At 65.8% G+C, this 26815-nt stretch carries 25 protein-coding genes, 1 tRNA gene and 1 pseudogene; 14 read left to right on the top strand and 13 right to left on the bottom strand.

Annotated elements, in window-relative coordinates; translation table 11 throughout:
- Positions 1-27: 27 nt before the first annotated feature.
- Positions 28-135, top strand: a pseudogene (locus tag Mspo_RS19910) (IS110 family transposase); the annotation flags it as partial.
- 630 nt (positions 136-765) lie between these two features.
- On the opposite strand, the gene Mspo_RS11980 reads toward Mspo_RS19910, so the two are convergent.
- Complete coding sequence (locus Mspo_RS11980) at positions 766-1791, bottom strand: sulfate ABC transporter substrate-binding protein (RefSeq protein WP_159730055.1); 1026 nt, start codon at positions 1789-1791, stop codon at positions 766-768.
- A gap of 155 nt (positions 1792-1946) precedes the next feature.
- Between Mspo_RS11980 and Mspo_RS11975 the strand changes: the two genes are divergently transcribed.
- Both Mspo_RS11975 and Mspo_RS11970 read left to right on the top strand, forming a co-directional pair.
- Positions 1947-2222 carry a DUF1778 domain-containing protein gene (locus Mspo_RS11975; RefSeq protein ID WP_159730053.1) on the top strand — a complete coding sequence of 92 codons (276 nt, stop codon included), beginning with the start codon at positions 1947-1949 and terminating at the stop codon, positions 2220-2222.
- Complete coding sequence (locus tag Mspo_RS11970) at positions 2219-2743, top strand: GNAT family N-acetyltransferase (protein WP_159730051.1); 525 nt, start codon at positions 2219-2221, stop codon at positions 2741-2743. Before Mspo_RS11975 ends, Mspo_RS11970 begins: the two co-directional genes overlap by 4 nt.
- Before the next feature lie 129 nt (positions 2744-2872).
- Here Mspo_RS11970 and Mspo_RS11965 read toward each other — a convergent pair whose 3' ends face one another.
- The 3 genes from Mspo_RS11965 to Mspo_RS11955 form a co-directional block, all read right to left on the bottom strand.
- Entirely contained in the window at positions 2873-3817 is a 945-nt protein-coding gene (locus tag Mspo_RS11965; protein ID WP_159730049.1) for an extensin family protein, read from the bottom strand.
- A 326-nt stretch (positions 3818-4143) separates the two neighbouring features.
- Complete coding sequence (locus Mspo_RS11960) at positions 4144-4752, bottom strand: Panacea domain-containing protein (RefSeq protein ID WP_159730047.1); 609 nt, start codon at positions 4750-4752, stop codon at positions 4144-4146.
- A 215-nt stretch (positions 4753-4967) separates the two neighbouring features.
- Complete coding sequence (locus Mspo_RS11955; protein ID WP_159730045.1) at positions 4968-5450, bottom strand: DUF2852 domain-containing protein; 483 nt, start codon at positions 5448-5450, stop codon at positions 4968-4970.
- Between the two features lie 195 nt (positions 5451-5645).
- Between Mspo_RS11955 and Mspo_RS11950 the strand changes: the two genes are divergently transcribed.
- Positions 5646-7220 (top strand): chloride channel protein, encoded by a 1575-nt coding sequence (locus tag Mspo_RS11950; RefSeq protein WP_159730043.1) that lies wholly within the window; start codon positions 5646-5648, stop codon positions 7218-7220.
- 2 nt (positions 7221-7222) lie between these two features.
- Here Mspo_RS11950 and Mspo_RS11945 read toward each other — a convergent pair whose 3' ends face one another.
- The 5 genes from Mspo_RS11945 to Mspo_RS11925 all read right to left on the bottom strand — a co-directional run bounded on the left by Mspo_RS11945 (position 7223) and on the right by Mspo_RS11925 (position 13738).
- A complete protein-coding gene (locus Mspo_RS11945; protein ID WP_159730041.1) occupies positions 7223-7843 on the bottom strand; it encodes a TetR/AcrR family transcriptional regulator in 621 nt (206 codons plus the stop codon).
- 181 nt (positions 7844-8024) lie between these two features.
- Positions 8025-9548: a SpoVR family protein gene (locus tag Mspo_RS11940; protein ID WP_159730039.1), complete on the bottom strand. Its 1524-nt coding sequence runs from the start codon at positions 9546-9548 to the stop codon at positions 8025-8027.
- Positions 9548-10930, bottom strand: coding sequence for a YeaH/YhbH family protein (locus Mspo_RS11935; protein ID WP_159730037.1), 1383 nt, complete (start codon positions 10928-10930; stop codon positions 9548-9550). Before Mspo_RS11935 ends, Mspo_RS11940 begins: the two co-directional genes overlap by 1 nt.
- Before the next feature lie 40 nt (positions 10931-10970).
- On the bottom strand, positions 10971-12914 hold the full coding sequence (locus tag Mspo_RS11930; protein WP_159730035.1) for a PrkA family serine protein kinase: 1944 nt from the start codon (positions 12912-12914) through the stop codon (positions 10971-10973).
- A gap of 365 nt (positions 12915-13279) precedes the next feature.
- Positions 13280-13738: a Fur family transcriptional regulator gene (locus Mspo_RS11925; RefSeq protein ID WP_159730033.1), complete on the bottom strand. Its 459-nt coding sequence runs from the start codon at positions 13736-13738 to the stop codon at positions 13280-13282.
- 340 nt (positions 13739-14078) lie between these two features.
- Between Mspo_RS11925 and Mspo_RS11920 the strand changes: the two genes are divergently transcribed.
- The 6 genes from Mspo_RS11920 to Mspo_RS11895 all read left to right on the top strand — a co-directional run bounded on the left by Mspo_RS11920 (position 14079) and on the right by Mspo_RS11895 (position 20677).
- The gene (locus Mspo_RS11920) at positions 14079-15326 is read left to right on the top strand and encodes an argininosuccinate synthase (RefSeq protein WP_159730031.1); all 1248 of its coding nucleotides are present in this window, start codon (positions 14079-14081) and stop codon (positions 15324-15326) included.
- Between the two features lie 168 nt (positions 15327-15494).
- Positions 15495-16832, top strand: a complete 1338-nt coding sequence (locus Mspo_RS11915) for a TAXI family TRAP transporter solute-binding subunit (RefSeq protein WP_244613379.1) — start codon at positions 15495-15497, stop codon at positions 16830-16832.
- A 161-nt stretch (positions 16833-16993) separates the two neighbouring features.
- Entirely contained in the window at positions 16994-18814 is a 1821-nt protein-coding gene (typA, locus tag Mspo_RS11910) for a translational GTPase TypA (protein WP_159730027.1), read from the top strand.
- 249 nt (positions 18815-19063) lie between these two features.
- Positions 19064-19987 carry a TIGR00266 family protein gene (locus tag Mspo_RS11905; protein ID WP_159730025.1) on the top strand — a complete coding sequence of 308 codons (924 nt, stop codon included), beginning with the start codon at positions 19064-19066 and terminating at the stop codon, positions 19985-19987.
- Between the two features lie 55 nt (positions 19988-20042).
- Positions 20043-20312, top strand: a complete 270-nt coding sequence (locus Mspo_RS11900) for a type II toxin-antitoxin system Phd/YefM family antitoxin (RefSeq protein WP_159730023.1) — start codon at positions 20043-20045, stop codon at positions 20310-20312.
- Positions 20309-20677 carry a type II toxin-antitoxin system VapC family toxin gene (locus Mspo_RS11895; RefSeq protein ID WP_159730021.1) on the top strand — a complete coding sequence of 123 codons (369 nt, stop codon included), beginning with the start codon at positions 20309-20311 and terminating at the stop codon, positions 20675-20677. Before Mspo_RS11900 ends, Mspo_RS11895 begins: the two co-directional genes overlap by 4 nt.
- Before the next feature lie 101 nt (positions 20678-20778).
- Here Mspo_RS11895 and Mspo_RS11890 read toward each other — a convergent pair whose 3' ends face one another.
- The 3 genes from Mspo_RS11890 to Mspo_RS11880 form a co-directional block, all read right to left on the bottom strand.
- Positions 20779-22560: an ABC transporter ATP-binding protein gene (locus Mspo_RS11890; protein WP_159730019.1), complete on the bottom strand. Its 1782-nt coding sequence runs from the start codon at positions 22558-22560 to the stop codon at positions 20779-20781.
- 373 nt (positions 22561-22933) lie between these two features.
- Positions 22934-23785: a DUF6456 domain-containing protein gene (locus Mspo_RS11885; RefSeq protein ID WP_159730017.1), complete on the bottom strand. Its 852-nt coding sequence runs from the start codon at positions 23783-23785 to the stop codon at positions 22934-22936.
- Positions 23782-24153 carry a helix-turn-helix domain-containing protein gene (locus Mspo_RS11880; protein ID WP_159730015.1) on the bottom strand — a complete coding sequence of 124 codons (372 nt, stop codon included), beginning with the start codon at positions 24151-24153 and terminating at the stop codon, positions 23782-23784. The genes Mspo_RS11885 and Mspo_RS11880 overlap by 4 nt, the downstream gene beginning before the upstream one ends.
- Positions 24154-24295: 142 nt before the next feature.
- Between Mspo_RS11880 and Mspo_RS11875 the strand changes: the two genes are divergently transcribed.
- Positions 24296-24670, top strand: a complete 375-nt coding sequence (locus Mspo_RS11875) for a hypothetical protein (RefSeq protein WP_244613377.1) — start codon at positions 24296-24298, stop codon at positions 24668-24670.
- Between the two features lie 75 nt (positions 24671-24745).
- On the top strand, positions 24746-25582 hold the full coding sequence (locus tag Mspo_RS11870; protein ID WP_159730013.1) for a hypothetical protein: 837 nt from the start codon (positions 24746-24748) through the stop codon (positions 25580-25582).
- On the opposite strand, the gene yidD is transcribed toward Mspo_RS11870, so the two are convergent.
- The gene (gene yidD, locus Mspo_RS11865; RefSeq protein WP_159730011.1) at positions 25583-25897 is read right to left on the bottom strand and encodes a membrane protein insertion efficiency factor YidD; all 315 of its coding nucleotides are present in this window, start codon (positions 25895-25897) and stop codon (positions 25583-25585) included.
- 357 nt (positions 25898-26254) lie between these two features.
- On the opposite strand from yidD, the gene Mspo_RS11860 reads away from it, so the two are divergent.
- Positions 26255-26331, top strand: a tRNA-Met gene (locus Mspo_RS11860).
- Between the two features lie 235 nt (positions 26332-26566).
- On the top strand, positions 26567-26701 hold the full coding sequence (locus Mspo_RS20090) for a hypothetical protein (protein WP_256366355.1): 135 nt from the start codon (positions 26567-26569) through the stop codon (positions 26699-26701).
- Positions 26702-26815 lie beyond the last annotated feature (114 nt).

The following is a 26815-nucleotide window of genomic DNA, read 5'->3' as shown; positions in this document are numbered from 1 at the left end:
GGGCCTCGAGGCGTCATCGCGAATCGCCGCAAGACGACGATCGTCGCTTTGGCGCGCAAGCTGCTGGTCGCCTTGTGGAGATATGCGACGCAGGGAGCCGTCATCGAGGGCGCCGTCGTCGCCAAGGCCGCCTGACCGCTTCCCGTCGCGAGCGCCGGCCGGACGAAGATCGGCCGAGCGGAACATGAATAGCCGAGGCAAAATGGCCTCGGCCCGATCCGGGGCGGGCGATCCGATGGATCGCATGGCGTTCACGACGCCGCAGCGAAGAGTGGTCTCGCCCTCCCGAGCCTTGCCCGCCGAACGCGGAATCTGGGTGCGGTCGCAAAGCCGCGACGACCGAATGTGAGTTTGTTCTGGCCAGAGAACCAGAACCTCGAGGAAGGCTCGGACCCAGGATCCGCCGACCAATGGAGCCCGCCGATCATGCGACGATGAACTCTTGACCAGAACGTCCCCATGTGAGTGATCCAGAGTCGCGGGCAGGCTCTGGATCGCTCATATGAGTGCGCGGATCGAGTCTTGGCCTGCCTCACCCGAACTGAAGGCCCCCTCCCTCACCCTCCCCCGCTGCGCGGGAGAGGGGGCGGCAAACGCTACGCGCACTCTCGATGAAGCGCCGAATCTGCTCCCTCTCCCGCGCAGCGGGGGAGGGCCGGGGAGGGGCTCGAGCGTCTTCACTTTCATCGACGTAAGCCACTGAGCTCTTATTTTAACGCGTTTCCGACGCCGAATCGGCGTCCACTTCGGCTGGAAACGCTTTCGTCAGGGCTTCTGCATCTCGTCGAAGAGCGCGCCGTCGACGAAGAATTTCTTCTGCGCCGCCGGCCAGCCGCCGAATCTCTCGTCGATCGTGACCAGCTCCAATTTATGGAAGCGATTCAAATCGTCGGGCGCCGCGAATTCCGGATGCGCCGGCCGATAATAGTGCTTGGCGATGAGCGCCTGGCCGGCCGGCGTGTAGAGAAAATTCAAATAGGCTTCCGCCGCCTTGCGCGCGCCCTTGGCGTCGACATTGCCGTCGACGACGGCGACCGCCGGCTCCGCGAGAATCGAGAGCGACGGAACGACGATCTCGAATTTGTCCTTGCTGAATTCGGAGAGTGCGAGAAAGGCCTCGTTCTCCCAGGCGATGAGAACGTCGCCGAAGCCGCGCTGGGCGAAGGTGGTCGTCGATCCGCGCGCGCCGGAATCGAGAACCGGGGCGTTCTTGTAGATCGCTTTCACCAGTTCCTTCGTTTTGGCCTCGTCGCCGTCGAATTTCTTCAAACCAAAGGCCCAGGCGGCGAGGAAGTTCCAGCGCGCGCCGCCGCCCGTCTTGGGATTGGGCGCGACGACGACGACGCCGGGCTTGGCGAGATCGTCCCAATCCTTGATCGCCTTGGGATTGCCCTTGCGCACGAGCAGCACGATCGTCGACGTGTAGGGCGAGGAGTTGTTCGGCAGGCGCTTCTGCCAATCGGCCGGGATCTTGCCGGTCCTGCCGGCGATCGCGTCGATGTCGTGGGCAAGGGCGAGCGTCACTATGTCGGCGGGAAGCCCTTCGATGACGGAGCGCGCCTGAGCGCCTGAGCCGCCATGCGACGCCTGGATCTGAATGTCCCGCCCGGTCTGCTTCTTCCACTCGGCGGCGAAGGCCTTGTCGACGGCTCTGAACAATTCCCGCGTCGGGTCGTAGGAGACGTTGAGCAGCGTCTCGCCGCGCGCCGCGACGCCGAAAATCAGGGAAAAGGCCAAGCCGATCGCGCGCGAGACGGCGCGAGACGGAAAGAGGCCGGACGTCGTCTGCATGTCGCTCCTCGAATGCCGATATTCAATTAGTCTACTGCATTTATATTCATATCGACAAACATGCATGGCGCGCAATCGAGCGTACGATGAAAAGGCCGTCGCTGGGCCTCCATGTCGCCCTTGCATTGTACGGAATGAATCCGAGGGAGAAGATTATGCCTCGAGAACATGCGGACAGCGGCCGCATCGAGCTGCGGCTGAAGCGTGAGGACAAGGCGGTGTTGGCCCGCGCGGCCGCATTGGAGCGGGTCGATTTGACAGGCTTCATCCTGCGGTTGGCGCTTCCCCACGCCAAGGCTGTGATCGCGGAAGCCGAAAGGCTGGCGCTTTCGGAGCGGGACACGTCGCATATTCTCGATCTGCTGGAAAATCCCCCGAGAGCGGGCGTGCGTCTTCGCCGCGCCGCGAAGGCGGGATTCACGCTCGAATGACGGCGCCGGTCTGGGAAGACAGCGCCCTTTCGAAAATTCATGATCGGAACGCCTTCGATTGCGGCGACGAAAATCTCGACGTCTATTTGAAGCGCTACGCGCGACAGAATCATGAGCGCGGCGGAGCGAAATGTTTCGTCGCGGCGCCACTGGGCGCTCCGACGCGCGTTCTCGGATTCTACACGCTCGGCCCGGCCTCTCTCGCATTCGCCCGCGTCCCGGCGAATGCGACGCGCGGCCTCGGGCGTTACGAAGTTCCCGTCTATCGGCTCGGACGGCTGGCGGTCGATCGCAGCGTCCAGCGGAGGGGGCTGGGCGGACGCTTGCTTCTCCGCGCCGCGGAACGCTGCATGGCGGTGGCCGAAGAAGCGGGCGGCGTGGCGTTGCTCATCGACGCGAAGAATGAAGACGCCGCCCGTTGGTGCGAACTCTACGACGCGGTGCGTCTCCTCGACGCGCCGCTCTCCCTCGTCCTGCCTTTCGCGACGGCTCGCGATGCGCTGCGGCCCAAAGTCGAATGAGATGATCTGGAGTTGAAGGCTGGGCCGCCGCTCCTTAGAGCATGCTCCCCAAAAGTGCGAAGCGGTTTTCGGAAAAGAACATGCGAATTCAAATGGCTCTAGTCGTCGAGCTCGGGAAAAATTCTCCGATCAGCGGCCGCGCCGAGCAATGCTCGAAGTGACATCCCAATCCTTGGGGGCGCCTTCCGGTTGCAGGGCGCGCGCCGGGGGCCGCACGGGCGGCAGCGGCGCGGCGAGAATGAGACTGTCGTCGACGCCGCGCGAGGCCTGCGCCTGGAAGGCGGCGAGCGGCGGCGGTCCGGGCGTATCCACATCGTCGTCGTCGGGGCCATGGGCGACGAGCTGCGGGTCCGTCATAGGCGGGTCCTGCCCGGGCGCCGGCGCGACGTCGCGCGGGACCGGCTTGCAGATGCGCCGGTCGCCATTGCGCCCATGCATGGCGAGATCGACGTGGATGTGATTGTAGTGGAAGGCGTTGGAGCCTGGCGACAGCACGGTGGTGAAATGCCGGCAGGAGCCGCCGTGCACTTCGGCGAGAAAATCCCTGGTCGGCTGGTCGCCATGCGTCCAGTCGCGGACGATGGAGATTTCGCGCCCGTCGGCGAGCACGAAGCCGCCTATGTCGAGCGCATTGCCGAAGGAATGTTCCGATAGCGGCGCGCCGGCTTGCGCATTCATGCCGCGGCAGGCGTAGGAGCCCATGGAGTTGATCTGCGCCACCGGCTGGCCGAAGCGCGCCATGGCCGACGGCTGCACCACATCGTTCAGCCATTGGTCGAGCTCGGCGACCATGGAGCAGTCGAGCGTCGCCCTGGCGTTGAAGGCGACCGCGCCGCCCTGCAGCGCCGTGACTTTCAGCGGCCGGGTGAGCCCGCATATGCCGGGGCCGTCGATCTCCTGCGCGAATTGTACGTATGCCGAGGGCTGCACGCGCTTTTCGGCGAGGCAGGCGTTCTCCGCCTGCGCGCGCCAGGCCGGGCGCTGCGGCTTCGCCAGAAATCCGCAGCCCGACAGACCCGCCGCGACGAGCGGCGTCAGGACGAGGAGCGGCAATGGCGTAACGCGACGAGCCATGGCCGCGACAATGGCGAGGGAGCGTTAACGGGGCGTCGAGAAGCTTGGTTAACGCGAGGAATCGAAGGGCCTCACATCGGAGCAGGGCGGCACCCCGGAGTAGGAAACGGCTCGACAAAAAAGCTCAGATAACAGAAAAGCTCCATAACGTTACAATTCTTTCTTCGTCGTCAATTTCGTACATCACGTAGATCATTGGCAAACGCTTTAATGGAGGGCTTTGATATATCCAGCAATTTGCCGGGTGGCCCGGAATCCGAACTCCACAGGATTTCGGATCGATCTTTAACTGATCCTCGAGACCATCCAAAAGATCATAAAATACGTCATGCGCCCCGCGCCTGAAGAACGCGGTCTCGAAAATCTCTGAAGTCGTGACGCGCCACGGATGCTTTTGACGATCGCGCACTTGCAAGACGTTCTACCTCTGCCTTGGCCCATTCTATAGCTTCTGGCGATACATCTGTAGGGAATATTGAAAAAACGCTATTATAGCGAATCACATCGCCGAACTCTACACTCTCCCACGCTCGATTGTGACTGAAATCGCTAATTGTCTTCGCGGAATTCTCATTGCAGACGAAATCTACCACTTCGTCGACGAGCGCGATTTCCAACTCCGAGAATCGCGACAGCTCCGGCTGGGTGAGCGACTCGAACTCTTTTTTTAGATAGCCAAAATAGTCAACCTCATGAATACGGATTGCGCCGCGCTTTTCCAAGGAACGAAGGCTGCTGAGCAGAACGTCGCATGTCGGCCCGAAAGGACGTTTGCGATATGTCGCACCTGTAATCGCGGTCCCATGTTCCGCATAGAACAGCATATCTGAGAAATACAGCACCTTGTGCAACTTGACGGCGCCCAAGGCGGAACGTTCCGCCTTACGACAGGCATAAATAACCAAGTTTTCTAATTTTTCGACGTCGAACTGCATGGACTTTTCCCTCGAATAAAATTATAGCATGCGCGAGTTGAAAAGCAACCGTTTGATTTTTAAGCGAGATTTCGAATCATAATCAATGTGTTAGGAGGCCCTGAACTCCCCTCGCCTCAACCGGGGGAGAAGTTGCGGCGAGTGGGTGTGGTGAAGCAATAACAAGAACGCCGCGGCCCTGTCCGGTCGCGGCGTGGTTTATGATATTCCTGCGCTCACCCTTGCGGCTGGCCGCGGTCGCGGCGGGCGCGCATGAAGGATTCGAATTCCTCGCGGTCTCGCGCGCGGCGCAGCTCCTCAATGTGCTCGGTGAATTCGCGCTCGGCCTCGGCGAGCTTGCGGCGCTCCTCCTCGAGGCGGGCGAGCTCGCTCTCGCGCCAATCGTCGAAGGCGACATTGCCGGAAGAACGCATGAAGCCCGGGCCGCGCCAGCCGCCGGCCGCGCGGGCCTCGCCGGTCGCCTCCTTCCAACGCGCCTGCACATCGGCGGCGCGCTCCTGCGCGAAGGCGAAGAGATCGCCCTCATAGCCAAATTTTCGCTGCCAGACCTTGAAGAGGACGATGGCGAGGCCGATCGGCCAGAAGACGATGAAGCCGAGAATCATTGCGAGAAGCTCGAGCGGCTTCCACGGCCGTCCGCAGTCCCCGAAACGATCGCGCGAATCATAGCCCGTGCGGTAGTGACGATGACAGCCCATGATCGGACTCTCCAGTTCCTTCGCTCATCGCGCGCTCGGGCGGACAATCCGCGCGACGCTGCCGCGATGTGAATGTAATATACATTAACATCGCTGTTTCGCCAAGGGCCTCCCCTATTTCGTCCTCTCCGCTATTTCGTTTCCGCCAAGCCCCGGCGCTATGCTGCGCCCGGTCTTTTTTCGCGAATCGGTCGCATGTTCGACATTTCCGAGGAGGACGGGCGCGCGCTCCTCGTCCTGGCGACGATCCTCGGCGCCGGGGCGCTGCCATTTCTGCGCCGTCTCGCCTTCGGGCGCCGCCCGCGCCGAGGCCGGCGGCGCAACGCCGCCTCGGTCGCGCTGGCGCTCGGCCGGACGCGCCGCCTGGTGCTGCTCGACGCCGCGGGGGCGGAGCGCCTGCTTCTGCTGGGCGATAAAACCGATGTCGTCCTCGAAGCCGATGTCGCCGCCTACGCCGGGCCGGCGGAGGAGATCGCCGAGACAAAACCTTCGCAACTGCCGGGATTGTTTCCGCTCGGCCTCGTCTCTCTGCTGGCCGGGGTCGCGGTCGGCGCGCTCTGTGGCGCGTTTCGGCTCATTCTCGATGCGGCAGAGCGATTGCGCGCCGCCCTGCCCGGCGCGTTCGAGGGCCGCCCCGTTCTCGGCTTCGCGACGATGGCGTTCGGCGCTGCGCTGGCGGCGGCGCTCGCGGCCTGGCTCGTGCGGCGCTTCGCGCCGGCGGCGGTCGGCAGCGGCATTCCGCATGTCGAATCGGTCATAGACGGGCAGGAGCCGCCGGCGCCGCCTCTGCTGCTGCCGGTGAAATTCGTCGGCGGCGTGTTGGCGATCGGCGCCGGCCTCGCGCTCGGCCGCGAGGGGCCGTCGGTGCAGATGGGCGCTACCCTCGCGCATCGGCTCGGCCGCTTCTTCCGCTATGACTGGAGCGGCCAGCAGTCCCTGCTCGCCGCCGGCGCCGGGGCGGGGCTCGCGGCGGCCTTCAGCGCCCCGCTCGCCGGCGCCGCTTTCGTGCTCGAGGAGCTGTTGCGCCGCTTCGACATGCGCCATGCGACGATCGCGCTCGGCGCCTCGGTCGGGGCAATCTCCGTCGTGCGTCTCATGCTCGGGCCGGCGCCGGAGCTGACCGTCGCCGCTCATTTTCCGACCGGCCCTCTCGACGTTCCGCTGAGCCTCGCCCTCGGCGCGGCGATGGGATTCGCGAGCCTCGCTTACAATCGCGCCATTCTCGGCGCGCTGGACATAGCCGATCGCTCGGCCTGGCCGGCGGAGGCGAAAGCCGCGCTCGTCGGCGCCGGCGTCGGCGCGCTCGGCTTTCTCGCGCCCGATCTCGTCGGCGGCGGCGACGTCCTCACGCAGCGCACGCTGGACGGAGCCTTCGCGTTCGAGGTCCTGCCGTTCGTCTTCGCGCTGCGTTTCGCGCTCGGCGTCGTCTCTTATGCGGCGGGAACGCCCGGCGGATTGTTCGCGCCGCTGCTCGCCCTCGGCGCCGAGATCGGGCTGTTCTTCGGCCTGCTGATTCCGGGCGAGGACGCGGCGGCCGCGGGAATGAAATTCGCGCTCGTCGGCATGGCGGCCTTTTTCGCCGCCGTCGTGCGCGCGCCGCTCACCGGCATGATCCTCATCACCGAGATGACCGATAATTCGCAATTGCTGCTGCCCATGCTGGCGGCGTGCTTTGCGGCCATGTCCATCGCCGCGGCCATCCGCAACGAGCCGATCTACGACGCGCTGAAGGATCGCTCCGCCCGCCTCGCGCGGCGGGCGGAAACGTGAGATCAGCCCGGCGCGGTCTCCGCGCGGCGGACGGCGGCTTCCATCAGATTGCGCGCGGCCGCGTCGAGCACGGGGCCGGGATCGAGGCCCTTCGCCGCGTCGAGATGGCCGGAGATCGCCAGCATGGCGACGCCATGGGCGAGCGCCCAGAGCTGGAGAGCGAGCTTGCGGGCGCCCTGCGCCGGCGCGCCGCGCTGCTGGAGAAAGGCGACGACGGAGCGCCAGAGAATCTCGAGCGCATGATCGGCGGCGTCGGCGGACGGCTCGCTGGCGAGCGAGGCGGCCGAGCCGAACATGGCGGCGTAGAGGCCGGGCTCCGCGCGGGCGAAGGCGAGATAGGCGGCGCACATGCGCCACATGGCCGTCGCCGCGTCGGGCCTGCCTTCGTCCCAGGCCTTTTCGAGCGCTGCGCCGAAGGAGAGGAAGCCGCGCCGCGCCACCTCGTTCAGCAGCTCGTCGCGGCTGGCGAAATGGCGATAGGGCGCGGCCGCGGTCACGCCGACGCGCTTGGCCGCCTCGCCGAGGCTGAGATTGGCCGGCCCGCCTTCCGCCAGAAGCTCGAGCGCCGCCTCGACCAGCGCTTCTTTCAGGGCGCCGTGATGATATTTGCGCTTGATGGTCATCGGGGCGGCGTGCGTGGAGGCGTGGCGTTCACGCAGCCGTCGCACAGACTCGCGGGAAAGGGAAGATGTCTCCCGAGCGTCATCGCGGGAGCGCAGCGACGACGCGATCCAGGAGCGGCCCCGCGGCCCTGATTGCTTCGCTGCGTTCGCAATGACGACCGCAATGGCCGGGGGCCAACGCTCAACCGGCCTCCGGCCGCACCATATGCTCTTTCAGCACCTGTTCCGTGCCGGCGTCGATCTCCTGCAGCAGCACCTCATAGCCCCAGAGATTGGCGAGATGGCCGAGCACCATGGCGGCGTTGGTCAGCTCCAGCATCTTGCCGTCGCGCACGCGATGATGCAGCACCAGCTTGCGATTGCCGGCGAGATCGACATCGACGATCTGAATGTCCGGCGCATATCCGCCGACCTCGTATTGCGCCGCGAGGCTGCGGCGCAGATCGCGATAGCCGCGCTCATTGTGGATGGCCGTCACCTCGAGATGCGGCTGCTCACGATCGTCGACGACATGGAACAGCCGCCATTTGCGGATGAGCTGCGGGCTCAGGAACTGCGCGATGAAGCTGTCGTCGCGGTAATTCGCCCAGACATTGCGCAGCACCTCCATCTCGTCGCCGGTTCCGGCGATCTCGGGGAACCAATAGCGGTCCTCCTCGGTCGGCTCGCGCACGATGCGTTCTATGTCGCGCATCATGTCGAAGCCGAGCGCATAAGGATTGACGCCGCTATAGGCGGGGCTGTCGTAGAAGGGCTGGCGCGTGGCGTTGGTGTGCGATGTCAAAAATTCGAGGAAGCTGCCGTCGTCGATCCGCCCCTTCTCGTGCAGGCGATTGAGCAGGCGGTAGTGGCAATAGGTGGCGCAGCCCTCGTTCATCACCTTGGTCTGCTGCTGCGGATAGAAATATTGCGCGATGAGCCGCACGATGCGCAGCACCTCGCGCTGCCAGGGCTTCAGACGCGGCGCGGCCTTCTCGAGGAAGTAGAGGATATTCTCTTGCGGCAGGCCGAGCAGGGCGCGGCGCTTGTCGCCGGCCATCTGCTTGGCGCCGCGCGCGCGGCCCGGCACGGTGCGCCAGAGATCGTCATAGAGGCGCTCGCGCTCCTCCTTGCGATCCTGCTCGCGCTTCTCCTCCATATGCAGATTGAGCGGGCGCTTGCGCGGATAGCGGTCTATGCCTTGCGGCATCAGCGCATGGGCGGCGTCGAGCAGGCGCTCGACCTCGGCATGGCCGTAGCGCTCCTCGCAATTGGCGATATAGGCCTTGGCGAAGGAGAGATAGTCGAGAATGCCTTCGGGATCGGTCCATTGGCGGAACTGGTAATTGTGCTTGAAGAAATGATTATGGCCGAAGGCGGCGTGCGCGATCACCAGCGTCTGCATCGTGGCGGAGTTCTCCTCCATGATGTAGCTGATGCAGGGATCGGCGTTGATGACGATCTCATAAGCGAGGCCTTGCAGCCCCATGCGATAAATGCCCTCGTGCTGGGCGAAACGCTTGCCGAACGACCAATGCTTGTAGAAGAGCGGCATGCCGGTCGAGGCGTAGGCGTCGAGCATCTGCTCGGCGGTGATGATCTCGATCTGATTGGGGAAAGTGTCGAGGCCGAGCTCCTTGTGCGCGATCGTCTCTATCGCGTCATGCACGCGCTGGATCGTGCCGAAATCCCAGTCCTTGCCTTCATAGAGCAGTTCGCCGCGCATCAGGGAGCCTCCGCGGTCTTTGCGGCGCGCCGCTGGAACAATTGCCGGAAGACGGAATAGATGTGCTCGCGCCGCGAGACGCGCCGCATCTGGAATTTTTCGTTCTCCTTTTGCAGCGCGGCATAGGTGAGCCATAGCGAGCTCTGGCCGTGATGGGGCACATAGCCATGCGTCTCGGCGTTGGGCCCGCTCACCTCCACGTAAGCGAAATATTGGCAGAGCGGCAGTATGTGGTTCTGCAGCAGATCGCGCGTCTGCGGATTGTCGCTGGAGAGATTGTCGCCGTCCGACGCCTGCGCGGCGTAAATGTTCCAGACGCCCGGATCGTAGCGCTCGCGGATGACCTTCAGCATCTCCTGCAAGGCGGAGGACACCATTGTCCCGCCGGTCTCGGCGGAGCGGAAGAAGGTCTCCTCGTCCACTTCGCCGGCGCGATCCGTGTGGCGGATGAAGACGATCTCGACCCGCTTGTAGCGGCGCGCCAGAAACACGTGCAGCAGCATGAAGAAGCGCTTGGCGAGGTCCTTCATATGCTCGGTCATGGAGCCGGAGACGTCCATCAGGCAGAACATCACCGCCTGCGTCACCGGCTTCGGAAAACGCTCGAAGCGGCGATAGCGCAGGTCGATGGGGTCGAGATAGGAGATGCGCGCCCTCTTGTGACGCAGCGCCTCGAGCTCGGCGGCGAGCCGCTCGACTTGCGCGCCGTCGCCTCGGGTCTCGTCGGCTCGGGTCGCGTCGCCTCGGGTCGCGTCGCCTCGGGTCGCGTCGTCTTGCGCGTCGTCGCGGCGCCGCGCCTCCTCGAGCCGGCGCTCGAGGTCGTCGATCGCTCCCTGCTTCGGGCGCTTCAATGCGATGCGGCGGGAGAGCGAGGTCTGCAGCGTGCGATGCAGCGCGAGATTGGCCGGCGTTCCGGTGGTGGTGAAGCCGGCGCGGCGCAGCCCCTCTTTCTCCGTATGGGCGACTCGCCTTTTGGCGAGGTCGGGCAGCTCGAGATCGTCCAGGAAGATGCTCAGGAACTCGTCGCGCGTGAGGATGAAGCGGAAGGCGTCCTCCTGCCCGTCGCCGCGGCCGACCTGACCGCCGGCCCCGTCGCCCTCGCCTTCGCCCTGCGGGCGCTCGATGAGATCGCCCTCGACATAATCCTTGTTGCCGGGCAGCACGAGATCGCGCCGCGAGCCCGTCGTGTGACGAAAGGTGGGCTCGCGCGTGCCCTCGGAGGGAATGGTGATCTCCCCGGGGCTCTCCAGATCGCCGATCGCTCGGTCCTTGCTCGCCTCGCGAACCGCCTTCTCCACCATGTCCTTGGCGCGGCGCAGGAAGCGCTGGCGGTTCGCGAAGCTCTTGCCTCCGGGGTTCAGCCGACGATCGACGATGTGCATCGTTTCATCACCCGTTCTTAGCCGGCTCGCCCTTTCAGGCTCAGCCGGCCTGTTTTACGCGCATGTACCATTCGACCAGACGGCGCACCTGCCGCTCCGTATAGCCGCGGGCCATCATGCGGCTTACGAATTCTGCATGTTTTTTTTCTGTCTGCGTGTCTTTTTTCGATCCGAATGAAATGACCGGCAGCAGCTCCTCGACCTGGGAGAACATGCGCCGCTCGATGACGTCGCGGATCTTCTCGTAGCTCGCCCAGGACGGATTGCGTCCCTCATTGGCGGCGCGCCAGCGCAGCGCGAACTTCACCACCTCGTTGCGGAAGTCCTTGGGATTGGCGATGCCCGCGGGCTTCTCGATCTTGGTCAGCTCCTGGTTCAACAGGTCACGATCCAGAAGCTGGCCGGTGTCCGGGTCCTTGAAGTCCTGGTCCTCGATCCAGGCGTCGGCGTAGTCGATGTAACGGTCGAAGAGATTCTGGCCGTAATCCTGATAGGACTCCAAATAGGCCTTTTGAATCTCGTTGCCGATGAATTCGGCGTAGCGCGGCGCGAGCTCGGCCTTGATGAACTCGAGATAGCGCTTCTCCGTCTCCGCCGGCAGCTGCTCTCGGCGCAGCGACTGCTCTAGCACATAGATGAGATGCACGGGGTCCGCCGCCACCTCGACCGTGTCGTGGTTGAAGGTCGCCGCCAGAACCTTGAAGGCGAAGCGGGTGGAGAGTCCGTCCATGCCCTCGTCGACGCCGGCCGCATCCTTATACTCGAGCATGCTGCGCGCGCGCGGATCGACCTCGCGAAGGCTCTCGCCGTCATAGACGCGCATCTTCGAGAAGAGGTTCGAATTCTCGTGCGGCTTCAGGCGCGAGAGCACGATGAAGCGGGCGAGCATCTCGAGCGTGCTCGGCGCGCAGCTCGCCTCGGCGAGCTCGGAGCCGTGCAGGAGCTTCTCATAGATGTGCTGCTCCTCGGTGACGCGCAGGCAATAGGGAACCTTGATCACATAGATGCGATCGATGAAGGCCTCATTGTTGCGATTGTTCTTGAAGCTCTGCCATTCCGCCTCGTTGGAATGGGCCATCACTATGCCGGAGAAGGGAATTGCGCCGATGTTCTCGGTGCCGATGTAATTTCCCTCCTGCGTGGCCGTCAGCAGAGGATGAAGCATCTTGATCGGCGCCTTGAACATCTCGACGAATTCGAGAAGTCCCTGATTGGCGCGGTTGAGGCCGCCCGAATAGCTATAGGCGTCCGGGTCCGCCTGGGCGAGACTCTCGAGCTTGCGGATATCGACCTTGCCGACGAGGGAGGAGATGTCCTGATTGTTCTCGTCGCCGGGCTCGGTCTTGGCGATGCCGATCTGGCGCAGACGCGAGGGCGTGAGCTTCACCACGGTGAATCGGGTGATGTCGCCGCCGAATTCGTCGAGACGCTTCAGGCACCAGGGGCTCATGAGCCCGTTGAGGCGCCGGCGCGGTATGCCATAGCGCTGCTCGAGCATCTCGCCCGCGGTCGCCGGATCGAAGAGCCCGAGCGGGCTCTCGAAGACGGGGGAGAGCTCCTCGCCCGCCTTGAGCACATAGATCGGATCGACCTCCATCAGCGCCTTCAGCCGCTCGGCGAGCGAGGACTTGCCGCCGCCGACCGGGCCGAGGAGATAGAGAATCTGCTTGCGCTCCTCGAGGCCTTGGGCCGCGTGGCGGAAGAAGCTCACGATCCGCTCGATCGTCTCCTCCATGCCGAAGAATTCGGCGAAGGCCGGATAGACGCGGATGGTGCGGTTCATGAAGATGCGGCCGAGCCTCGGGTCGCGCGATGTGTCGATGAGCTCCGGCTCGCCGATGGCGTCGAGGATACGCTCCGCGGCGCTCGCATAGGTTTTCGGATCTTCGCGGCAAAGGTCGAGGTAGTCGGAGAGCGTCATCTCCACGGCCCGTCTTCCTCTGAAGGACCGCGCAAAATCCGCAAAAACGTCCGAGTTCGTCATGGGGCACCTGTCGCTCGAGCGCTATGGCTCACGATTCCCGGCGGCGCGAAACCGATCGGGCCGCCTCTCGTCTTCGCCGTCGACCGCCCCACCCCTGTCGACTGGTCCAAGACCGAGTTCAGGACATGCGAGGCAAAGATTGTGCCGGCCGCGGCGGGAAGCCTGTCTCCAGTCAATATGAGCATCGATGTCTGCTCAGGGTAGACGTGACGGTTGATTCCCCCCATCACTTGGGGCGCGATCGCCGATATTGACGAAGATCGGCGACGGCGTCGACACCAATCCTTTGTCCGATGGTAAAGTTCTCACTCGGCGGGTCGCTCGGCAAGTCGCTCGGCACGTCACTCGGCAAGTCACTCGGCAAGTCACTCGACGAGAGCGCCTCGGCCGTCCTTTCCCGGCGCTGCGGCGCAGCGCCCGCAAAGCCCTGCGATCTCGACGACGCGCGTTCGCGGCTCGAAGCCGGCCGAGGCGGTGAGGGCGGCGAGGCCGCGAGTCAGCTCGGGGCAGGTCGCCTCGCTCACTTCGCCGCATTCGTCACAGATGAGGAAGATCACCGGCTCGCCCGCCTCATGGGAGTGACCGCAGACCACGAAGGCGTTGCGGGACGCCAGCCGATGGGCGAGGCCCTGATCGAGCAGATAGCCGAGCGCCCGGTACACGGAAATCGGCGCCGGCCGTTTTCCCTTCTCGTCGGCGAGAAGATCGATCATCTCATAGGCGCCGACCGGCCGATTTGCCTTGGTGAGAATATCCAGCGCGGCGCGGCGCGCCGGCGTGAGGCCCCGCGCCGCCGCCCGCGGCGCGACTCGCTTCGTGCTCATGATCCATTGTAGCGCGCCGGGACGGCGATGACGAGACCGATGGCTAACGGCGCCGGGCTGATCGGGGAAGGACGGCGACCCTCGCCCTCATGCTGAGGAGGCTCCGCAGGAGCCGTCTTAAAAGCACGAGGGCGAGTTCCAGAAGGCGGCGCATGAAGGTTTCCTCGTCCTTCGAGACGGCGGCTGCGCCGCCTCCTCAGGATGAGGAAACCTTCACCCGATCCGCTCTGCTCACGGCGCGCTCCGGCTTGCGCGCGGGCGGCGCGTCTCTATAGTCGCGGCGCGACATGCGAAGTGTGACCTGCGCCCGCGCGAGGCGGCGCCGAAAGAAGATTCTCGAATGACCCGCTCCAAGAAAGACATCAAACGCGTCGTTCTCGCCTATTCCGGCGGCCTCGACACCTCGATCATCCTCAAATGGCTGCAGACGACCTATGGCTGCGAGGTGGTGACCTTCACCGCCGACCTCGGCCAGGGCGAGGAATTGGAGCCCGCCCGCGCCAAGGCCGAGCTGCTCGGCGTCAAGCCCGAGCATATTTTCATCGAGGATCTGCGCGAGGAGTTCGTCCGCGACTTCGTCTTCCCCATGTTCCGCGCCAACGCCCAATATGAGGGGCTCTATCTGCTCGGAACCTCGATCGCCCGGCCGCTCATCGCCAAGAAGCAGATCGAGATCGCGAGGAAGCTCGGCGCCGACGCCGTCTGCCATGGCGCGACCGGCAAGGGCAATGACCAGGTGCGCTTCGAGCTCGGCTATTACGCGCTGGAGCCGGACATAAACGTCATCGCCCCCTGGCGCGAGTGGGACCTCACCTCCCGCACCGCGCTCATCGATTTCGCCGAGAAGAACCAGATTCCGATCGCCAAGGACAAGCGCGGCGAGGCGCCTTTCTCGGTCGACGCCAATCTCCTGCACACCTCCTCCGAGGGCAAGGTGCTCGAGGACCCGGCGGAAGAGGCGCCCGACTACGTCTGCTCCCGCACCATCGATCCGGAGAAGGCGCCGGACGTCGCGCAATATGTGACGATCGACTTCGAGAAAGGCGACGCCGTCGCCGTGGACGGCGTGGCGCTCTCGCCGGCGGCGCTGCTGACCCGGCTCAACGAGCTCGGCCGCGCCCATGGCGTGGGCCGGCTCGATCTCGTCGAGAACCGCTTCGTCGGCATCAAATCGCGCGGCATGTACGAGACGCCCGGCGGAGCCATTCTGCTCGTCGCCCATCGCGGCATAGAGAGCGTGACGCTCGACCGCGGCGCGGCGCATCTCAAGGACGAGCTGATGCCGCGCTATGCGGAGCTGATCTACAACGGCTTCTGGTTCGCGCCCGAGCGCGAGATGCTGCAGGCGCTGATCGACAAGAGCCAGGAGCTGGTCACCGGCCGCGTGCGGCTGAAGCTCTACAAGGGGAGCGCCCATGTCGTCGGCAGAGAGAGCCCCTATTCGCTCTACGACAAGGAGCTCGTCACCTTCGAGGAGGGCGCGGTCGCCTATGACCACCGCGACGCCGAGGGCTTCATCAAGCTCAATGCGCTACGCCTGCGCACGCTCGCCAAGCGCAGCGCCCGCGGCGCGAAGGAAAAGTCTTAGAGCTGCTTTTCGCTCGAATGGAAACGTTCGAGCGATCAGAATTCGCTCAGGACGAAAATGGAGCATTTTCGAACGGAAATGCTCCAGGCTCCACGACTTCGCCGCGGTGAAAACGAGAATTGGTCGCACTATATGAGCACATTCGGCTTCGCAACCGAGGCTGATCCTATGCTGCGAACCGTTCTGGCGGTCCTGATCGCCTGCCTCGTCCTCGTCGGCGGGGCGGCGACGGCCCTCTATCTCTACAACCGGCCGGCGGAGCTGCGCGTCGCGGTCGCGCAAGGGACGCAGGATTTGCGCCTGCTCACTGCGGCGGCGCAGGTCTTCTCCCATCATCACGAGCCGGTGCGGCTGAAGGTCGTGCCGGTCGCCGACACCGCGGCGGCCGCGGCGGCGCTCGGGCAGGGCTCGGCCGAGCTCGCCGTGGCGCGCAGCGACGCGCTGCCGCCCTCGGCGCAGGCGCTCGTCGTCCTGCACCGCAACGCCGCCGTGCTCGTCGCGCCGGGGGGCTCCAAGATCAAGCGCGTCGCCGATCTGCGCGGCAAGAGGATCGGCGTCGTCCAGGAGATCGCCGGCGCGCGCGGCAATGTCCGCCTGCTCGAGACGATCCTGGCCCAATATGAAATTCACGAGCAGAGCGTCACGACAGTCATGCTCCAGCCCGCCGAGGTCGAGGCGGCGCTGCGCGCCCGCAAGATCGATGCGGTCTTTCTGGTGACGATTCCCCAGATCGGCCCGGCGAGCGAGGTGCTCCATCAGCTCGCCGTCGGCGGCAAGCCGCCCGTCTTCCTCCCCGTGGCGGAGGCCAAGGCCATCGCCAAGCGCTATCCGACGCTCGATGCCGTCGAGATCGTCCATGGCGCCTTCGGCGGCGACCCGCCGCGTCCGATTCAGGCGGTCGAGACCACGAGCGTCGCCGTGATGCTGGTCGGGCGGGGCTCCATACCGGCGAGCGCGGCCGGCGAGGCGACGCGCCAATTCCTGGTCCATCGATCGACGATCGCCGCGCTCGCGCCGCTCGCCAATTATATCGAGGCGCCGTCCACCGACAAGAATTCGGCCGTGCCGGCGCATCAGGGCGCGATCGACTTCATCGACGGCAACGAGCACGGATTCTTCGATAAATACAGCGACTTCTTCTATCTCGGCGCGATGCTGATGTCGCTCGTCGGCTCGGCCGCCGCGGCGCTCGCGAGCCGCATGCGGACGAAGACACATGAGCGTTCCGAGAAGCTGATCGAGCGCCTGCTCCAGATCCCGCCCGCCGCCCGCGTCGCGCAGGATATCGCCGAGCTCGACGGCTATGAGCGCGAGCTGGACCAGGCGCTGGTCAGCTCCGTCGCGGACCTGAGGCTGCGCAATATGGACGGGACCGCGCTGCATGTGGTGTCGCTGGCGCTGGACCAGGCGCGTTTCGCCATCCAAGCGCGTCGCCGCGCGCTCTGCGAGGCGAGGGGGGAGGTGACCGCCTTTCCGGGGCTGCGCGAGGTTCCGGCGGCGGAGTGAGCCGGTCCTGCGGGTGAATCATTGCGCGCCCTCCCGTCACGCTTCCCATTCGCGCCGCGCTCCTGTATGAGATGCCGCACTGCAAAAAGCTGCGGCCTGCCTCGCGCCCTGAAAGGAGCGCCGGGTCGCGCTTCGCCCGCGAACCGATCGGCTCTAATCCCATGAAGCTGCGCAACATCGCCATCATCGCCCACGTCGACCACGGCAAGACGACGCTCGTCGACCGGCTGCTCCAGCAATCGGGCGCCTTTCGCGAGAATCAGCGCGTCGCCGAGCGGGTGATGGACAGCAACGATCTCGAGAAAGAGCGCGGCATCACCATCATGGCCAAGGCGACCTCCATCGCCTGGAAGGACACGCGCATCAATATCGTCGACACCCCCGGCCATGCCGATTTCGGCGGCGAGGTGGAGCGCATCCTCTCCATGGTGGACGGCGCCATCGTGCTGGTGGACGCGGCCGAGGGGCCGATGCCGCAGACGAAATTCGTCGTCGGCAAGGCGCTGAAGATCGGCCTCAAGCCGATCGTCTGCATCAATAAGGTCGACAAGCCCGACGCCCGCATCAGCGAGGTCGTCAATGAGGTGTTCGATCTTTTCGCAGCGCTGGACGCCACCGACGAGCAGCTCGACTTCCCGATCATCTACGGCTCGGCCAAGCAGGGCTGGATGGCCGAGGAGCCCACCGGCCCCCAGGACGGCATGGCGCCGCTGTTCGATCTCGTTGTCAAGCATGTGCCCGAGCCCAAGATCGAGGAGGGCGGCTTCCGTATGCTCGGCACGCTGCTCGAGGCCAATCCCTATCTCGGCCGCATCATCACCGGCCGCGTCTTCGCCGGCAGCGTGAAGCCCAATCAGGCGGTGAAGGTGCTCGACCGCGCTGGCAAGGTCGTCGAGCAGGGCCGCGTCTCGAAGATTCTCGCCTTCCGCGGCATCGAGCGCCAGCCGATCGACGAGGCGGAGGCCGGCGACATCGTCGCCATAGCGGGCCTCGAGAAATATAACGTCGCCGACACGCTCTGCGCGCTCGAGGTGAGCGAGCCACTGCAGGCGCAGCCGATTGATCCGCCGACGCTGTCCATGACCTTCCTCGTCAATGATTCCCCGCTGGCGGGAACCGAGGGCGACAAGGTCACGAGCCGCATGATCCGCGCCCGTCTCTTCAAGGAGGCGGAAGGCAATGTCGCGTTGCGCGTGGAAGATTCGCCCGGCGGCGAATCCTTCATCGTCTCCGGCCGCGGCGAATTGCAGCTCGCCATTCTGATCGAGACGATGCGCCGCGAGGGCTTCGAGCTCGGCGTCTCGCGTCCCAAGGTCGTGTTTCAGAAGGACGAGGCCGGGGACGCGCTGGAGCCGATCGAGGAGGTCGTCATCGACGTCGACGAGGAGCATTCCGGCGTCGTCGTGCAGAAAATGTCCGAGCGCAAGGCCGAGATGATCGAAATGCGCCCCTCGGGCGGCAATCGCCTGCGTCTCGTCTTCCATGCGCCGACGCGCGGCCTCATCGGCTATCAGGGCGAATTGCTGACCGACACGCGCGGCACGGCGATCATGAACCGCCTGTTCCATGCCTATGCGCCGCACAAGGGCGAGATCGCCGGCCGCCGCAATGGCGTGCTGATCTCCAATGAGCAGGGCGAGGCGGTCGCCTACGCCATGTGGAAGCTCGAGGATCGCGGCCCGATGATGATCGAGCCGGGCTGGAAGGTCTATCGCGGCATGATCGTCGGCGAGCACACGCGCGACAACGACCTCGAGATCAATGTGCTGAAGGGCAAGCAGCTCACCAACATCCGCGCCGCCGGCAAGGACGAGGCCGTGCGCCTGACGCCGCCGATCAAGATGACGCTGGAGAAGGCGCTCGCCTATATAGAGGACGACGAGCTCGTCGAGGTGACGCCGAAGTCGATCCGCCTGCGCAAGACCTTCCTCGATCCGAACGAGCGCAAGCGCGCGCGCGGCAAGACGGCCGCTATAGCGTAATCGCGCCGCGCGCTTCCTTCTCCCGCTCGCGGGAGACGGTGGCCCTCGCGTCAGCGAGGGTCGGATGAGGGTTCGAGCCGCGGCGACGATCTCGAAACCTCTGTCCGCTATGCAAACCTCAGCCGCCCTCATCCGACCTCGCTGCGCGGGCCACCGTCTCCCACGAGTGGGAGAAGGAGAGCGCCCTTGCTTTGAAAAGGTCGCGAATGTCTGGCAAGCTCCAGCGTCGCAACTCGATGAGGGGGCAGCATGAGCTCGAACGACGGCGGCGGTTTTCTCGGCGGCGGCGGTATTCTGGGGCCTTACCAATCCGTGCCCTCGGTTTCGGCGGAGCCGGCGCGCTCGGAGCCCGCAGAGGCGCTGCGCTTCGAGGTCAAAGGCCATGAGATGCAATTCGTCGAGATGGCCCTCGATCCCGGCCAGGCCTGCATCGCCGAAGCCGGCGCCATGATGTTCAAGGACGGCGCGGTCGCCATGGAGACGATCTTCGGCGACGGCGCCGATCAGGACAGCGGCCTCCTCGGCAAGCTCTGGCGCGGCGCCAAGCGCGCGCTCTCCGGCTCCACCTTGTTCATGACGCGTTTCGCCAACAATGGCTACGGCCCCGCGCAGGTCGCTTTCGCCGCGCCCTATCCGGGCAAAATTCTGCCGCTGCAGCTTTCGCAATATGGCGGCGAGCTCATGTGCCAGCGCGACACTTTTCTTGCCGGCGCGCTCGGGGTCGCCATAGACATCGCCTTCCAGAAGAAGATCATGACCGGCCTTTTCGGCGGCGAAGGCTTCATCATGCAGCGCCTTTCGGGCGACGGAATCGTCTTCGTCCACGCGGGCGGCACGGTGGTCGAGCGCGAGCTCGCGCCGGGCGAGGAGCTGCATGTCGATTCGGGCTGTCTCGTCGCGCAGACCGCGGGCATCTCCTTCGACGTCGTGCCGGTCGGCGGCGTCAAATCCATGTTCTTCGGCGGCGAGGGCTTCTTCTTCGCGCGGCTCGTCGGGCCGGGCCATGTGTGGCTGCAATCCATGCCCTTCTCGCGCCTCGCCGGCGCGATCGCCTCGCGCATGCCCTCGTCGGGCGGCGGCGTCGGCGTGTCGTGGCCGATCGGCGGCTCCGAGCGTAGCTCCGGCTCCGGGGGAAGCGACTGGGGCGGCGGCGACGGCGGAACCGACGCTTGACCTGTATTAGCTAACCTAGCTAGACAATGCGCCGCTCGGATGCTATGTTTATTATATGTCCGTCACCAACATCCATGCGGCCAAGACGAACCTTTCGAAGCTGATCGATGCGGCTTTGCGAGGTGAGGAGGTCGTCATCGCCAAGGCCGGCAAGCCGCTCGTCAAAATCGTCGCGGTCGAGCCTGCGCCGGCTGAATTCGACCGCAAGGCGATCATCGGCGCATGGGCGGGTCGGGCCGCCTGGCCCGGATGGGAGGCGTGGAAGCGGATGGACGCCGATATAGAAGCGTTCTTCGGCGCCTCGGCTGAGAAGGACTGTCCTTGATCCTCGACACCCATGTCGTGTTGTGGTGGATGCTCGGCGAGCCGCGGCTTCCACCCGAGGCGGTCGAGACGATCGCGGAAAAGCAGATGCTCTTCGTGAGCGTCGCTTCCGTATGGGAGTTCGAGATCAAGTCGGCCTCCGGCCGATTGCCCGGAAATCTCGACTTCCTGGAGGCGGTCGCCGCGCTCCGCTGCGAGCTTCTGTCGATCGAGGCGAAGGACGCCGTCGCGGCCGCGCGCCTTCCGCCGCATCACGGCGATCCTTTCGACCGCATGATCATCGCCCAGGCGCGACGCCGCGAGCTGACCATTGTCACCCACGACCGCGCCTTCGAGCGATACGCCACGCCGATCCTGTGGGTTTGATCAGGCGGCTGTCATCGCGAGCGGAGCGACGCGATCCAGAGCCGCAAGGCCGGCCCCTGGATCGCTCCGCTCGCGATGAGCGCCCTTCCGTCGCTGGCGTCTCACCCCGCCCGCTCGATCGCCGCTTCCAGCGTGTCGCCCGCGCCGATCTGCGTCTCGAACAGACGGCGATAGACGCCGCCCGAAAGGCGCATCAGCTCCTCATGCGAGCCATCCTCGACGATGCGGCCGTGGTCGAACACCAATATGCGGTCGAGCCGCCGCACCGTCGACAGACGATGCGCGACGACGATCGTCGTGCGTCCCGCCGACAATTGCTCGATCGCCGCCCGAATGTGGAATTCGGAGACGGAGTCGAGCGAGGAGGTCGCCTCGTCCAGCACCAAAATCGGCGTCGCGGCGAGAATCGCGCGCGCGATCGCCACGCGCTGGCGCTCGCCGCCCGAGAGCTTCACGCCGCGCTCGCCGACGAGCGTTTCATAAGCGTCGGGCAGACGCTCGATGAAAATGTCGGCATGGGCGAGGCGCGCCGCCTCCGCGATCTCGTAAGCCGCCGCTTCCGGCCGACCGTAAGCGATGTTCTCGCCGAGCGGCCGGTGGAAAAGGATCGGCTCCTGCGCGACGATGCCGATCGCGCGCCGCAGCGACGCCTGCGTCGCCATGGCGATATCGCGCCCGTCGATGAGAATGCGGCCCTTGTCGAGATCGAACTGGCGTTGCAGCAGCTTGACGAAGGTGGTCTTGCCGGCGCCCGAGGCGCCGACGAGGCCGACGCGCTCGCCGGGCCGGATCGTCAGCGAGAAATTCTCATAGAGCGGCTTGCGCGCATTCGGATAGCCGAAGGTCACATCGTCGAAGACGATCTCGCCGCGCTTCACGACGAGCGGCGTCGCGCCCGGGGCGTCGACGACGTCGGGCTCCTGCGCGGCGAATTCGACGACATCCTCCATCTCGTTCACGGCGCGCTGCAGATTGCGCACATGCTCGCCAATGTCGCGCAAATAGCCGTTGATGAGCCCTTGTATGCCGATGAGGCTCACCACATCGCCCGTCGACATGCCGCCCTGCGACCACAGCATGAGCCCACAGCCGAGCAGCGCCGCCTGCATCGCGATCATCACGATCGCCTGCAACAGCCCGACCGTGGAGCCGCGATACCAGGAGACGAGCGTGCGTTTTCGCCATTCGGCGATGAGCGCCGCGAAGCTCTCGTCCTCCCGCGCTTCGGCGGCGAAGCCTTTGACGATCTGATTGCCGGTGATCGAATCGGCGAGCCGCGCGCTCACCGTGGAGTCGAGCGCCTGCGAGATCTGCGCGGCCGGGCTGATCCAGCCGAGCGAGAGGCCCACGCCAAGCGCCAGAAACAGCGATATGCCGATCGTCACGACGAGGCCGAGCAGCGGCCAGCGCCAGGACAAGAGGCAAGTGATCGCGACAATGACCGTCGCCGCCGGCAACATGCCGAAGATGAGCGTGTCGGTCAGCGTATCGAAGGCCCAGACGCCGCGCGTGATCTTGCGCACCGTCGCGCCGGCGAAAGCGTTGGCGTGCCAATCGGCCGAGAAGCGCTGCACACGCGCGAAGGCGTCGCGCACCAGCGCCGCCATGGCGTGAGCCGCGACATGGCAGACAGAGAAGGCGACGAAATTGCGCAGGCAATGAAACAGCAGCACCGTGCCGAGAAACGCCGCGAGAGCGGCGAGCGCCGTCCCGAGGTCGCGCGGCTCGCCGGCGACGACATCGGCGAGGCGGCCGGACGCCACGGGAACGAAGACGTCGACGATATTGGAGAGAAGGCGCGCGACGAGCATCGCGGCCAGCAGGCGCGGCGAGAGGAGCCAATAGCGGAGCGCGAAGCGCAACGTGGTCAAATAGGCGGACATGAATCGCGCGGGACGCGCGAACGTCCCGATCCCTGGTATGGAGAAACGATGAATGGCGAGGGGGGCGCGGGGCCCTTGTCGCTATTCGTTCCGGAAAGTCTTTCGTGAGAGAGCCGTCGGGACCGACGGGGTCGGCCGGATGGCGCGCGAGAGAGGACAGCCCGGAATTCTGAGAACCGGGCTCATTGCCTGAACTCTCTAGGCGCGGCCCGGGGAACGATGAGACATGATGAATTTCATCATGGCGACTCCCCGATCAGAGTGACGACCGCATCGCGGCGCGACGCGTCATATTGCATTGCAATATGACGCAATTCATGCGCCGAAAGCGCTGCTCTGTCAACCGAGCCGCTTTCGCTCGGTTTCCCTCGGCTCAGGACACGCGCGGACGATAGTCCTCGGTTCCCCAATGCAGCAGGCGATGCGCGCGCTCCGGCCCCTGCGCCTCGCTCGCCAGACCATAATGCTGCGCGAGGCGCTCCAGCGCGATTTTCAGCACCACTTTGGCGGAGCGCTGCGGCCAGCCGCGTTCGCTCTCGACGAGCTCGAGGCCTTTCAAATAGCCGCAGACGTCGGTGAGCAGCCCGGCGAGCTCCGGCCCCACCGCGTCGAACGCCCGCGCCAGGCGCCGGCGCGCGTCGATCGCCACATCGGCGACATTGGCGCCGGCGCCCCCTTGGCGCGCGGAGCCGATCGAAGCCTCCCAATCGGCGGTGACGCGCTGGAGAATATTGGCCTGCGTCACATCGCGCCGAAAGCGTTCGCCGGCTTCGATCTGCTCCGGCGCGAGAAAGGGGCGCCCGGCGCGGTCCTTGCGGCGCGCGAGCCAGGCGAGCGGGCTCTCGCCCTCGTCGACGAGCGTCGGACGCGCGCCTTTCTCCACGACGCGCGGCGTCAGAGCCCCGTGCTGCGCGCGAAACGGATCGGCCTGCGCGGGCGCGGCGAGGCGCTTCAAATGAGCGCGGCCCTCTTGCGTCAGCCGAAGCCGTCGCGCCTCTCCGACACCCTCCCAATGCGCGAGCCCTCGCGCCGCCGCCTCTGCGGCGATCTTTCCGGGAAGCCGCGCCCGCGCGACGGTGACGCCCTTGCGCGGCGCCGCGATCACGACGGAGCCGCCGCCCAGCCGATCGGGCATCGCCTCGGCGCCGGGCTCGCTCATCGCCTCGAGGAGGCGACGAAGCGGGCGCTCATAATCCTCGTTCATTCGCCGCTGGTTCAAGCTCATGAATCGTCTCCTGTCGGATCGAGGGTGAAGGAAAGGGCGAGCGATTCGAGGAGCCGTTTCTGCGCGCCGAGCGCTTGTTCCAGCGCGGCGACGGCGCGATCGAAATCTTCGTCGTCGCGGCGATCCTCTATGCGCGCGCAGGCGTGGCGCACGCTCGCGCGGTCGCGCGCGAAGGCGCGCGCGCAGGCCGAAAGGCTCGCGCCGAAAGCGACATGATCGAGATAGAGAGCGAGATGGCGCGCCGCGGCGACGGGCGCGCGGCCGCGGGTCGACGCGCGCAATTCGCGGGGAGCGACGCCGCAGGCGGCCGCCGCGGCGGCGGAGCAGAGCGCGGAAGAGCGGACAGGAGCGTTTCGTCGGCCGCGCATCTCGTCAAATCGCTTGTTCGAAAGGTCACGGCCCTCGGCCGAGGTTGCGGCGACGATATCATGAATTTAATCCTATTCAACGGACAAAATACTTATCCCCGGTTCCCCCTCCTCGATCATGCTCGCGCGTTGGAGGACCGCCATGCCCCGCCCGACATCGAGAAAGCCCGACCGCCCCGGAGCGCCCGAGCGTATGCGCGCCGCGGCGCGGGAAAGCCTGCAGATCGCCTTGCGCCAGAAGGCGAGCGCCTATCGCCGCGAGAATTTCCTGCGCTCTTTCCATCGCCTGACTCCGGCCGCCATCGCCGCCGAGACGCCGGAGGCGGCCGCCGCCGTGCTGAGGGAGCTCGAGCGCGCGCTGCGCGCCGAGCGCGCCCGCGCCGGCCATTGGACCTATGATCTCACGCGGCACATCGCCCTTCTCGTCGCCTATCGCGCCAAGCAGGCGCGCGCCTCGAGCCTCGTGGCGCGGCGCGGCGGCGCGCCGACCTTTGTCCGCCCCGCAGGATTAGGCTAAAAAAGCCTTTCGGTTCGTAGATTGCGTAAGACTTAAGTCCCATTCCCCGCCGAGCGGGCTATCGAGAGACCGACCATGTTCTTGGAAAGGCTGCTCGCTTTGGCGACCGGCGCGATCGTCGCGATCTGCCTCGGCCTCGGACTGGTGATGATGGCGCTCGGACCCGGCAAGAAGGCCGCCGGGCCGGCGCCGGAAATCCCCATCGCCGACGTTGCCCCGGCGCCGGAGCCGGTCGACCCGCGCCTCGCGGCGCGCGCGCGCGTCGAGCAGGCGATCGCCGCCGCGCAGGAATATCGGATGTTTTTTTTGCGCCTGCGTCAGGCCTTTCCGGCCGATTACGCCGCCGCCATAGAGGCTTTCGCGGATGAACGGGCGGCGGAGGGCGCGCAGACGACGAGCGTCGATTTCTATCTCGCCGAATCGGTGCGCCGGCTGCGCCAGGCGCGCGGCGTGCTCGCCGCCAAGGCGGAGCCCGTCGCCCTTTCCCGCGTCTTCGATCTGCAGCTCGACGTGCTGCGCGCCATTTCCGCCGAGAACGAGAAGCTGTGCGCGGCGTTTCTCTATGGCGGCGTGGATCAAGACTTCCACAGCTTCGCCGCGCGGCGGCGCGCGCTCGCCGCCGAGATGGCGGTGGTCGGCCTCGAGGCGATCGCCAGCGGCCGGGCCAGCCAGCTCGAGCGCTCGGCTCCCAGCGAGGAGGATTTTCGCGCGCTCGAGAAGGCGCTCGCCGCGCGCGGGCTGCGCAAGCCGGAGATCGACTCGCTGCTCGACGGCAAGACGCCCGATTCGCCCTTCGACGACAAGAAGACCTGCGCCCTCGGCCAGACCTATCTCGAGGCCTTGCGCGCGCTGCCCGAGCCGATCCGCCTGCGCATCTACGGCCTCGCCGTGGAGCTGATGGCGCGCTCCTGATCAATCGGGCTCGACGGCCTCGCAGACGGCCGGCCGCCGCCACGCGCCATAACGCCAGGGCGCGAGCGGATGCGCCGACGCGGGCGTCGTTTCGGGGACCGGATCATATCCCTCGCCGCCGCCCGGCCGGCAGCGGCAGAGGCGCGCGAAACCCATCCAGCCGCCGGCCCAGAGGCCATGTCGGCCGATGGCCTCATCGGCATATTCGGAGCAGCTCGGCAAATAGCGACAGTCGCGGCCGACGAACGCCGACAGGCTGAGCCGATAGAGCAGGATGAGCGCGCGCGCCGCGCGCGCCGGCAAGGACTGGAGCATGGCTTTCGGCGGTCGACGCCCCCGGCGCGGATGACGGCCGGGAAGCGACGCGAGCTGACAGCCGAGCGACGGGCCTGTCAACACCGAAGCGGCCCCCGATCGATTCTCGAGGGGCGCCGAGGGCGCGATCAGGCCGCTTGTCTCCGAATGTCGAGCGGCGGCGCAGAACCCGAGCCGCCGCTCAGCGGATCCCTCGCCTCCCTCGAGAATCTCCGCGCCCGCGCCCGGCAGCGCTTGCGCCGCCCCGCGCCGGCGACGACCCACACGGGTCGCGGACTTTTCGCGGAGTTGGGACGGCTTGACACTTTTGGCTGCGGTTGACTATATCGCCGACGCCCGACCGAATTCGGTCATGGAGGCGGAGTAGCTCAGTCGGCTAGAGCAGAGGAATCATAATCCTTGTGTCGGGGGTTCGAATCCCTCCTCCGCTACCATCTTACCCCACACTCCTTTGACCCGATTGGGAAACGCCTGCTCGCCGAGCAAGGCGGTCAGGCGACCGGAGATTTCGACCTGGACGCCGCCGGGACGCGCGCCGTCCCGAAAGACGGTGACGGTCTCGACCAAGTCCCGGATCGCCTCTGAGCATTCCGCGTCGCCGTCGCTTATGCCGTCGGCCAAAGCGGCCTGGACCTGATGCGTCTTCGCACCGAGAACGGACCCGCCAACATGGCGACGATCAAACACGCGGCTCTCAACCTCATCAAGGACATACCCGATAAGGCCAGCCTCAAAATCAAAAAGAAAACAGCCGCCTGGAACGACGACTACCTCTTCCGAGCAATAACTCGGCCCTGGCGCTGAGTTTCAAGCGATTCCCCTGTCGCCAGACGGCCCACGGCGGCTTTCAATTACCCACAAATGCACTCAGCGATATCGGTTAGGCGCGCGAGGCCGCGCCAGATAACAATGCTGCCC

The sequence above is a fragment of the Methylosinus sp. Ce-a6 genome (genome assembly GCF_009811655.1).
GTDB lineage: Bacteria > Pseudomonadota > Alphaproteobacteria > Rhizobiales > Beijerinckiaceae > Methylosinus.
This window is presented reverse-complemented; position numbering and strand designations above follow the sequence as displayed.

Excerpts from the sequence above, each read along its gene's own strand:
- Mspo_RS11905 (WP_159730025.1), top strand. The coding sequence starts at position 19,064 with ATGAGCTCGAACGACGGCGGCGGTTTTCTCGGCGGCGGCGGTATTCTG.
- Mspo_RS11870 (WP_159730013.1), top strand. The coding sequence starts at position 24,746 with ATGTTCTTGGAAAGGCTGCTCGCTTTGGCGACCGGCGCGATCGTCGCG.
- typA (WP_159730027.1), top strand. The coding sequence starts at position 16,994 with ATGAAGCTGCGCAACATCGCCATCATCGCCCACGTCGACCACGGCAAG.
- yidD (WP_159730011.1), bottom strand. The coding sequence starts at position 25,897 with ATGCTCCAGTCCTTGCCGGCGCGCGCGGCGCGCGCGCTCATCCTGCTC.
- Mspo_RS11940 (WP_159730039.1), bottom strand. The coding sequence starts at position 9,548 with ATGCGCGGCGAACTGCTCTATGAAGGCAAGGACTGGGATTTCGGCACG.
- Mspo_RS11970 (WP_159730051.1), top strand. The coding sequence starts at position 2,219 with ATGACGGCGCCGGTCTGGGAAGACAGCGCCCTTTCGAAAATTCATGAT.
- Mspo_RS11890 (WP_159730019.1), bottom strand. The coding sequence starts at position 22,560 with ATGTCCGCCTATTTGACCACGTTGCGCTTCGCGCTCCGCTATTGGCTC.
- Mspo_RS11960 (WP_159730047.1), bottom strand. The coding sequence starts at position 4,752 with ATGCAGTTCGACGTCGAAAAATTAGAAAACTTGGTTATTTATGCCTGT.
- Mspo_RS11915 (WP_244613379.1), top strand. The coding sequence starts at position 15,495 with ATGCTGCGAACCGTTCTGGCGGTCCTGATCGCCTGCCTCGTCCTCGTC.
- Mspo_RS20090 (WP_256366355.1), top strand. The coding sequence starts at position 26,567 with ATGGCGACGATCAAACACGCGGCTCTCAACCTCATCAAGGACATACCC.
- Mspo_RS11950 (WP_159730043.1), top strand. The coding sequence starts at position 5,646 with ATGTTCGACATTTCCGAGGAGGACGGGCGCGCGCTCCTCGTCCTGGCG.
- Mspo_RS11885 (WP_159730017.1), bottom strand. The coding sequence starts at position 23,785 with ATGAGCTTGAACCAGCGGCGAATGAACGAGGATTATGAGCGCCCGCTT.
- Mspo_RS11920 (WP_159730031.1), top strand. The coding sequence starts at position 14,079 with ATGACCCGCTCCAAGAAAGACATCAAACGCGTCGTTCTCGCCTATTCC.
- Mspo_RS11875 (WP_244613377.1), top strand. The coding sequence starts at position 24,296 with ATGCCCCGCCCGACATCGAGAAAGCCCGACCGCCCCGGAGCGCCCGAG.
- Mspo_RS11925 (WP_159730033.1), bottom strand. The coding sequence starts at position 13,738 with ATGAGCACGAAGCGAGTCGCGCCGCGGGCGGCGGCGCGGGGCCTCACG.
- Mspo_RS11955 (WP_159730045.1), bottom strand. The coding sequence starts at position 5,450 with ATGGGCTGTCATCGTCACTACCGCACGGGCTATGATTCGCGCGATCGT.
- Mspo_RS11880 (WP_159730015.1), bottom strand. The coding sequence starts at position 24,153 with ATGCGCGGCCGACGAAACGCTCCTGTCCGCTCTTCCGCGCTCTGCTCC.
- Mspo_RS11975 (WP_159730053.1), top strand. The coding sequence starts at position 1,947 with ATGCCTCGAGAACATGCGGACAGCGGCCGCATCGAGCTGCGGCTGAAG.
- Mspo_RS11935 (WP_159730037.1), bottom strand. The coding sequence starts at position 10,930 with ATGCACATCGTCGATCGTCGGCTGAACCCCGGAGGCAAGAGCTTCGCG.
- Mspo_RS11945 (WP_159730041.1), bottom strand. The coding sequence starts at position 7,843 with ATGACCATCAAGCGCAAATATCATCACGGCGCCCTGAAAGAAGCGCTG.
- Mspo_RS11965 (WP_159730049.1), bottom strand. The coding sequence starts at position 3,817 with ATGGCTCGTCGCGTTACGCCATTGCCGCTCCTCGTCCTGACGCCGCTC.
- Mspo_RS11930 (WP_159730035.1), bottom strand. The coding sequence starts at position 12,914 with ATGACGAACTCGGACGTTTTTGCGGATTTTGCGCGGTCCTTCAGAGGA.
- Mspo_RS11980 (WP_159730055.1), bottom strand. The coding sequence starts at position 1,791 with ATGCAGACGACGTCCGGCCTCTTTCCGTCTCGCGCCGTCTCGCGCGCG.
- Mspo_RS11900 (WP_159730023.1), top strand. The coding sequence starts at position 20,043 with ATGTCCGTCACCAACATCCATGCGGCCAAGACGAACCTTTCGAAGCTG.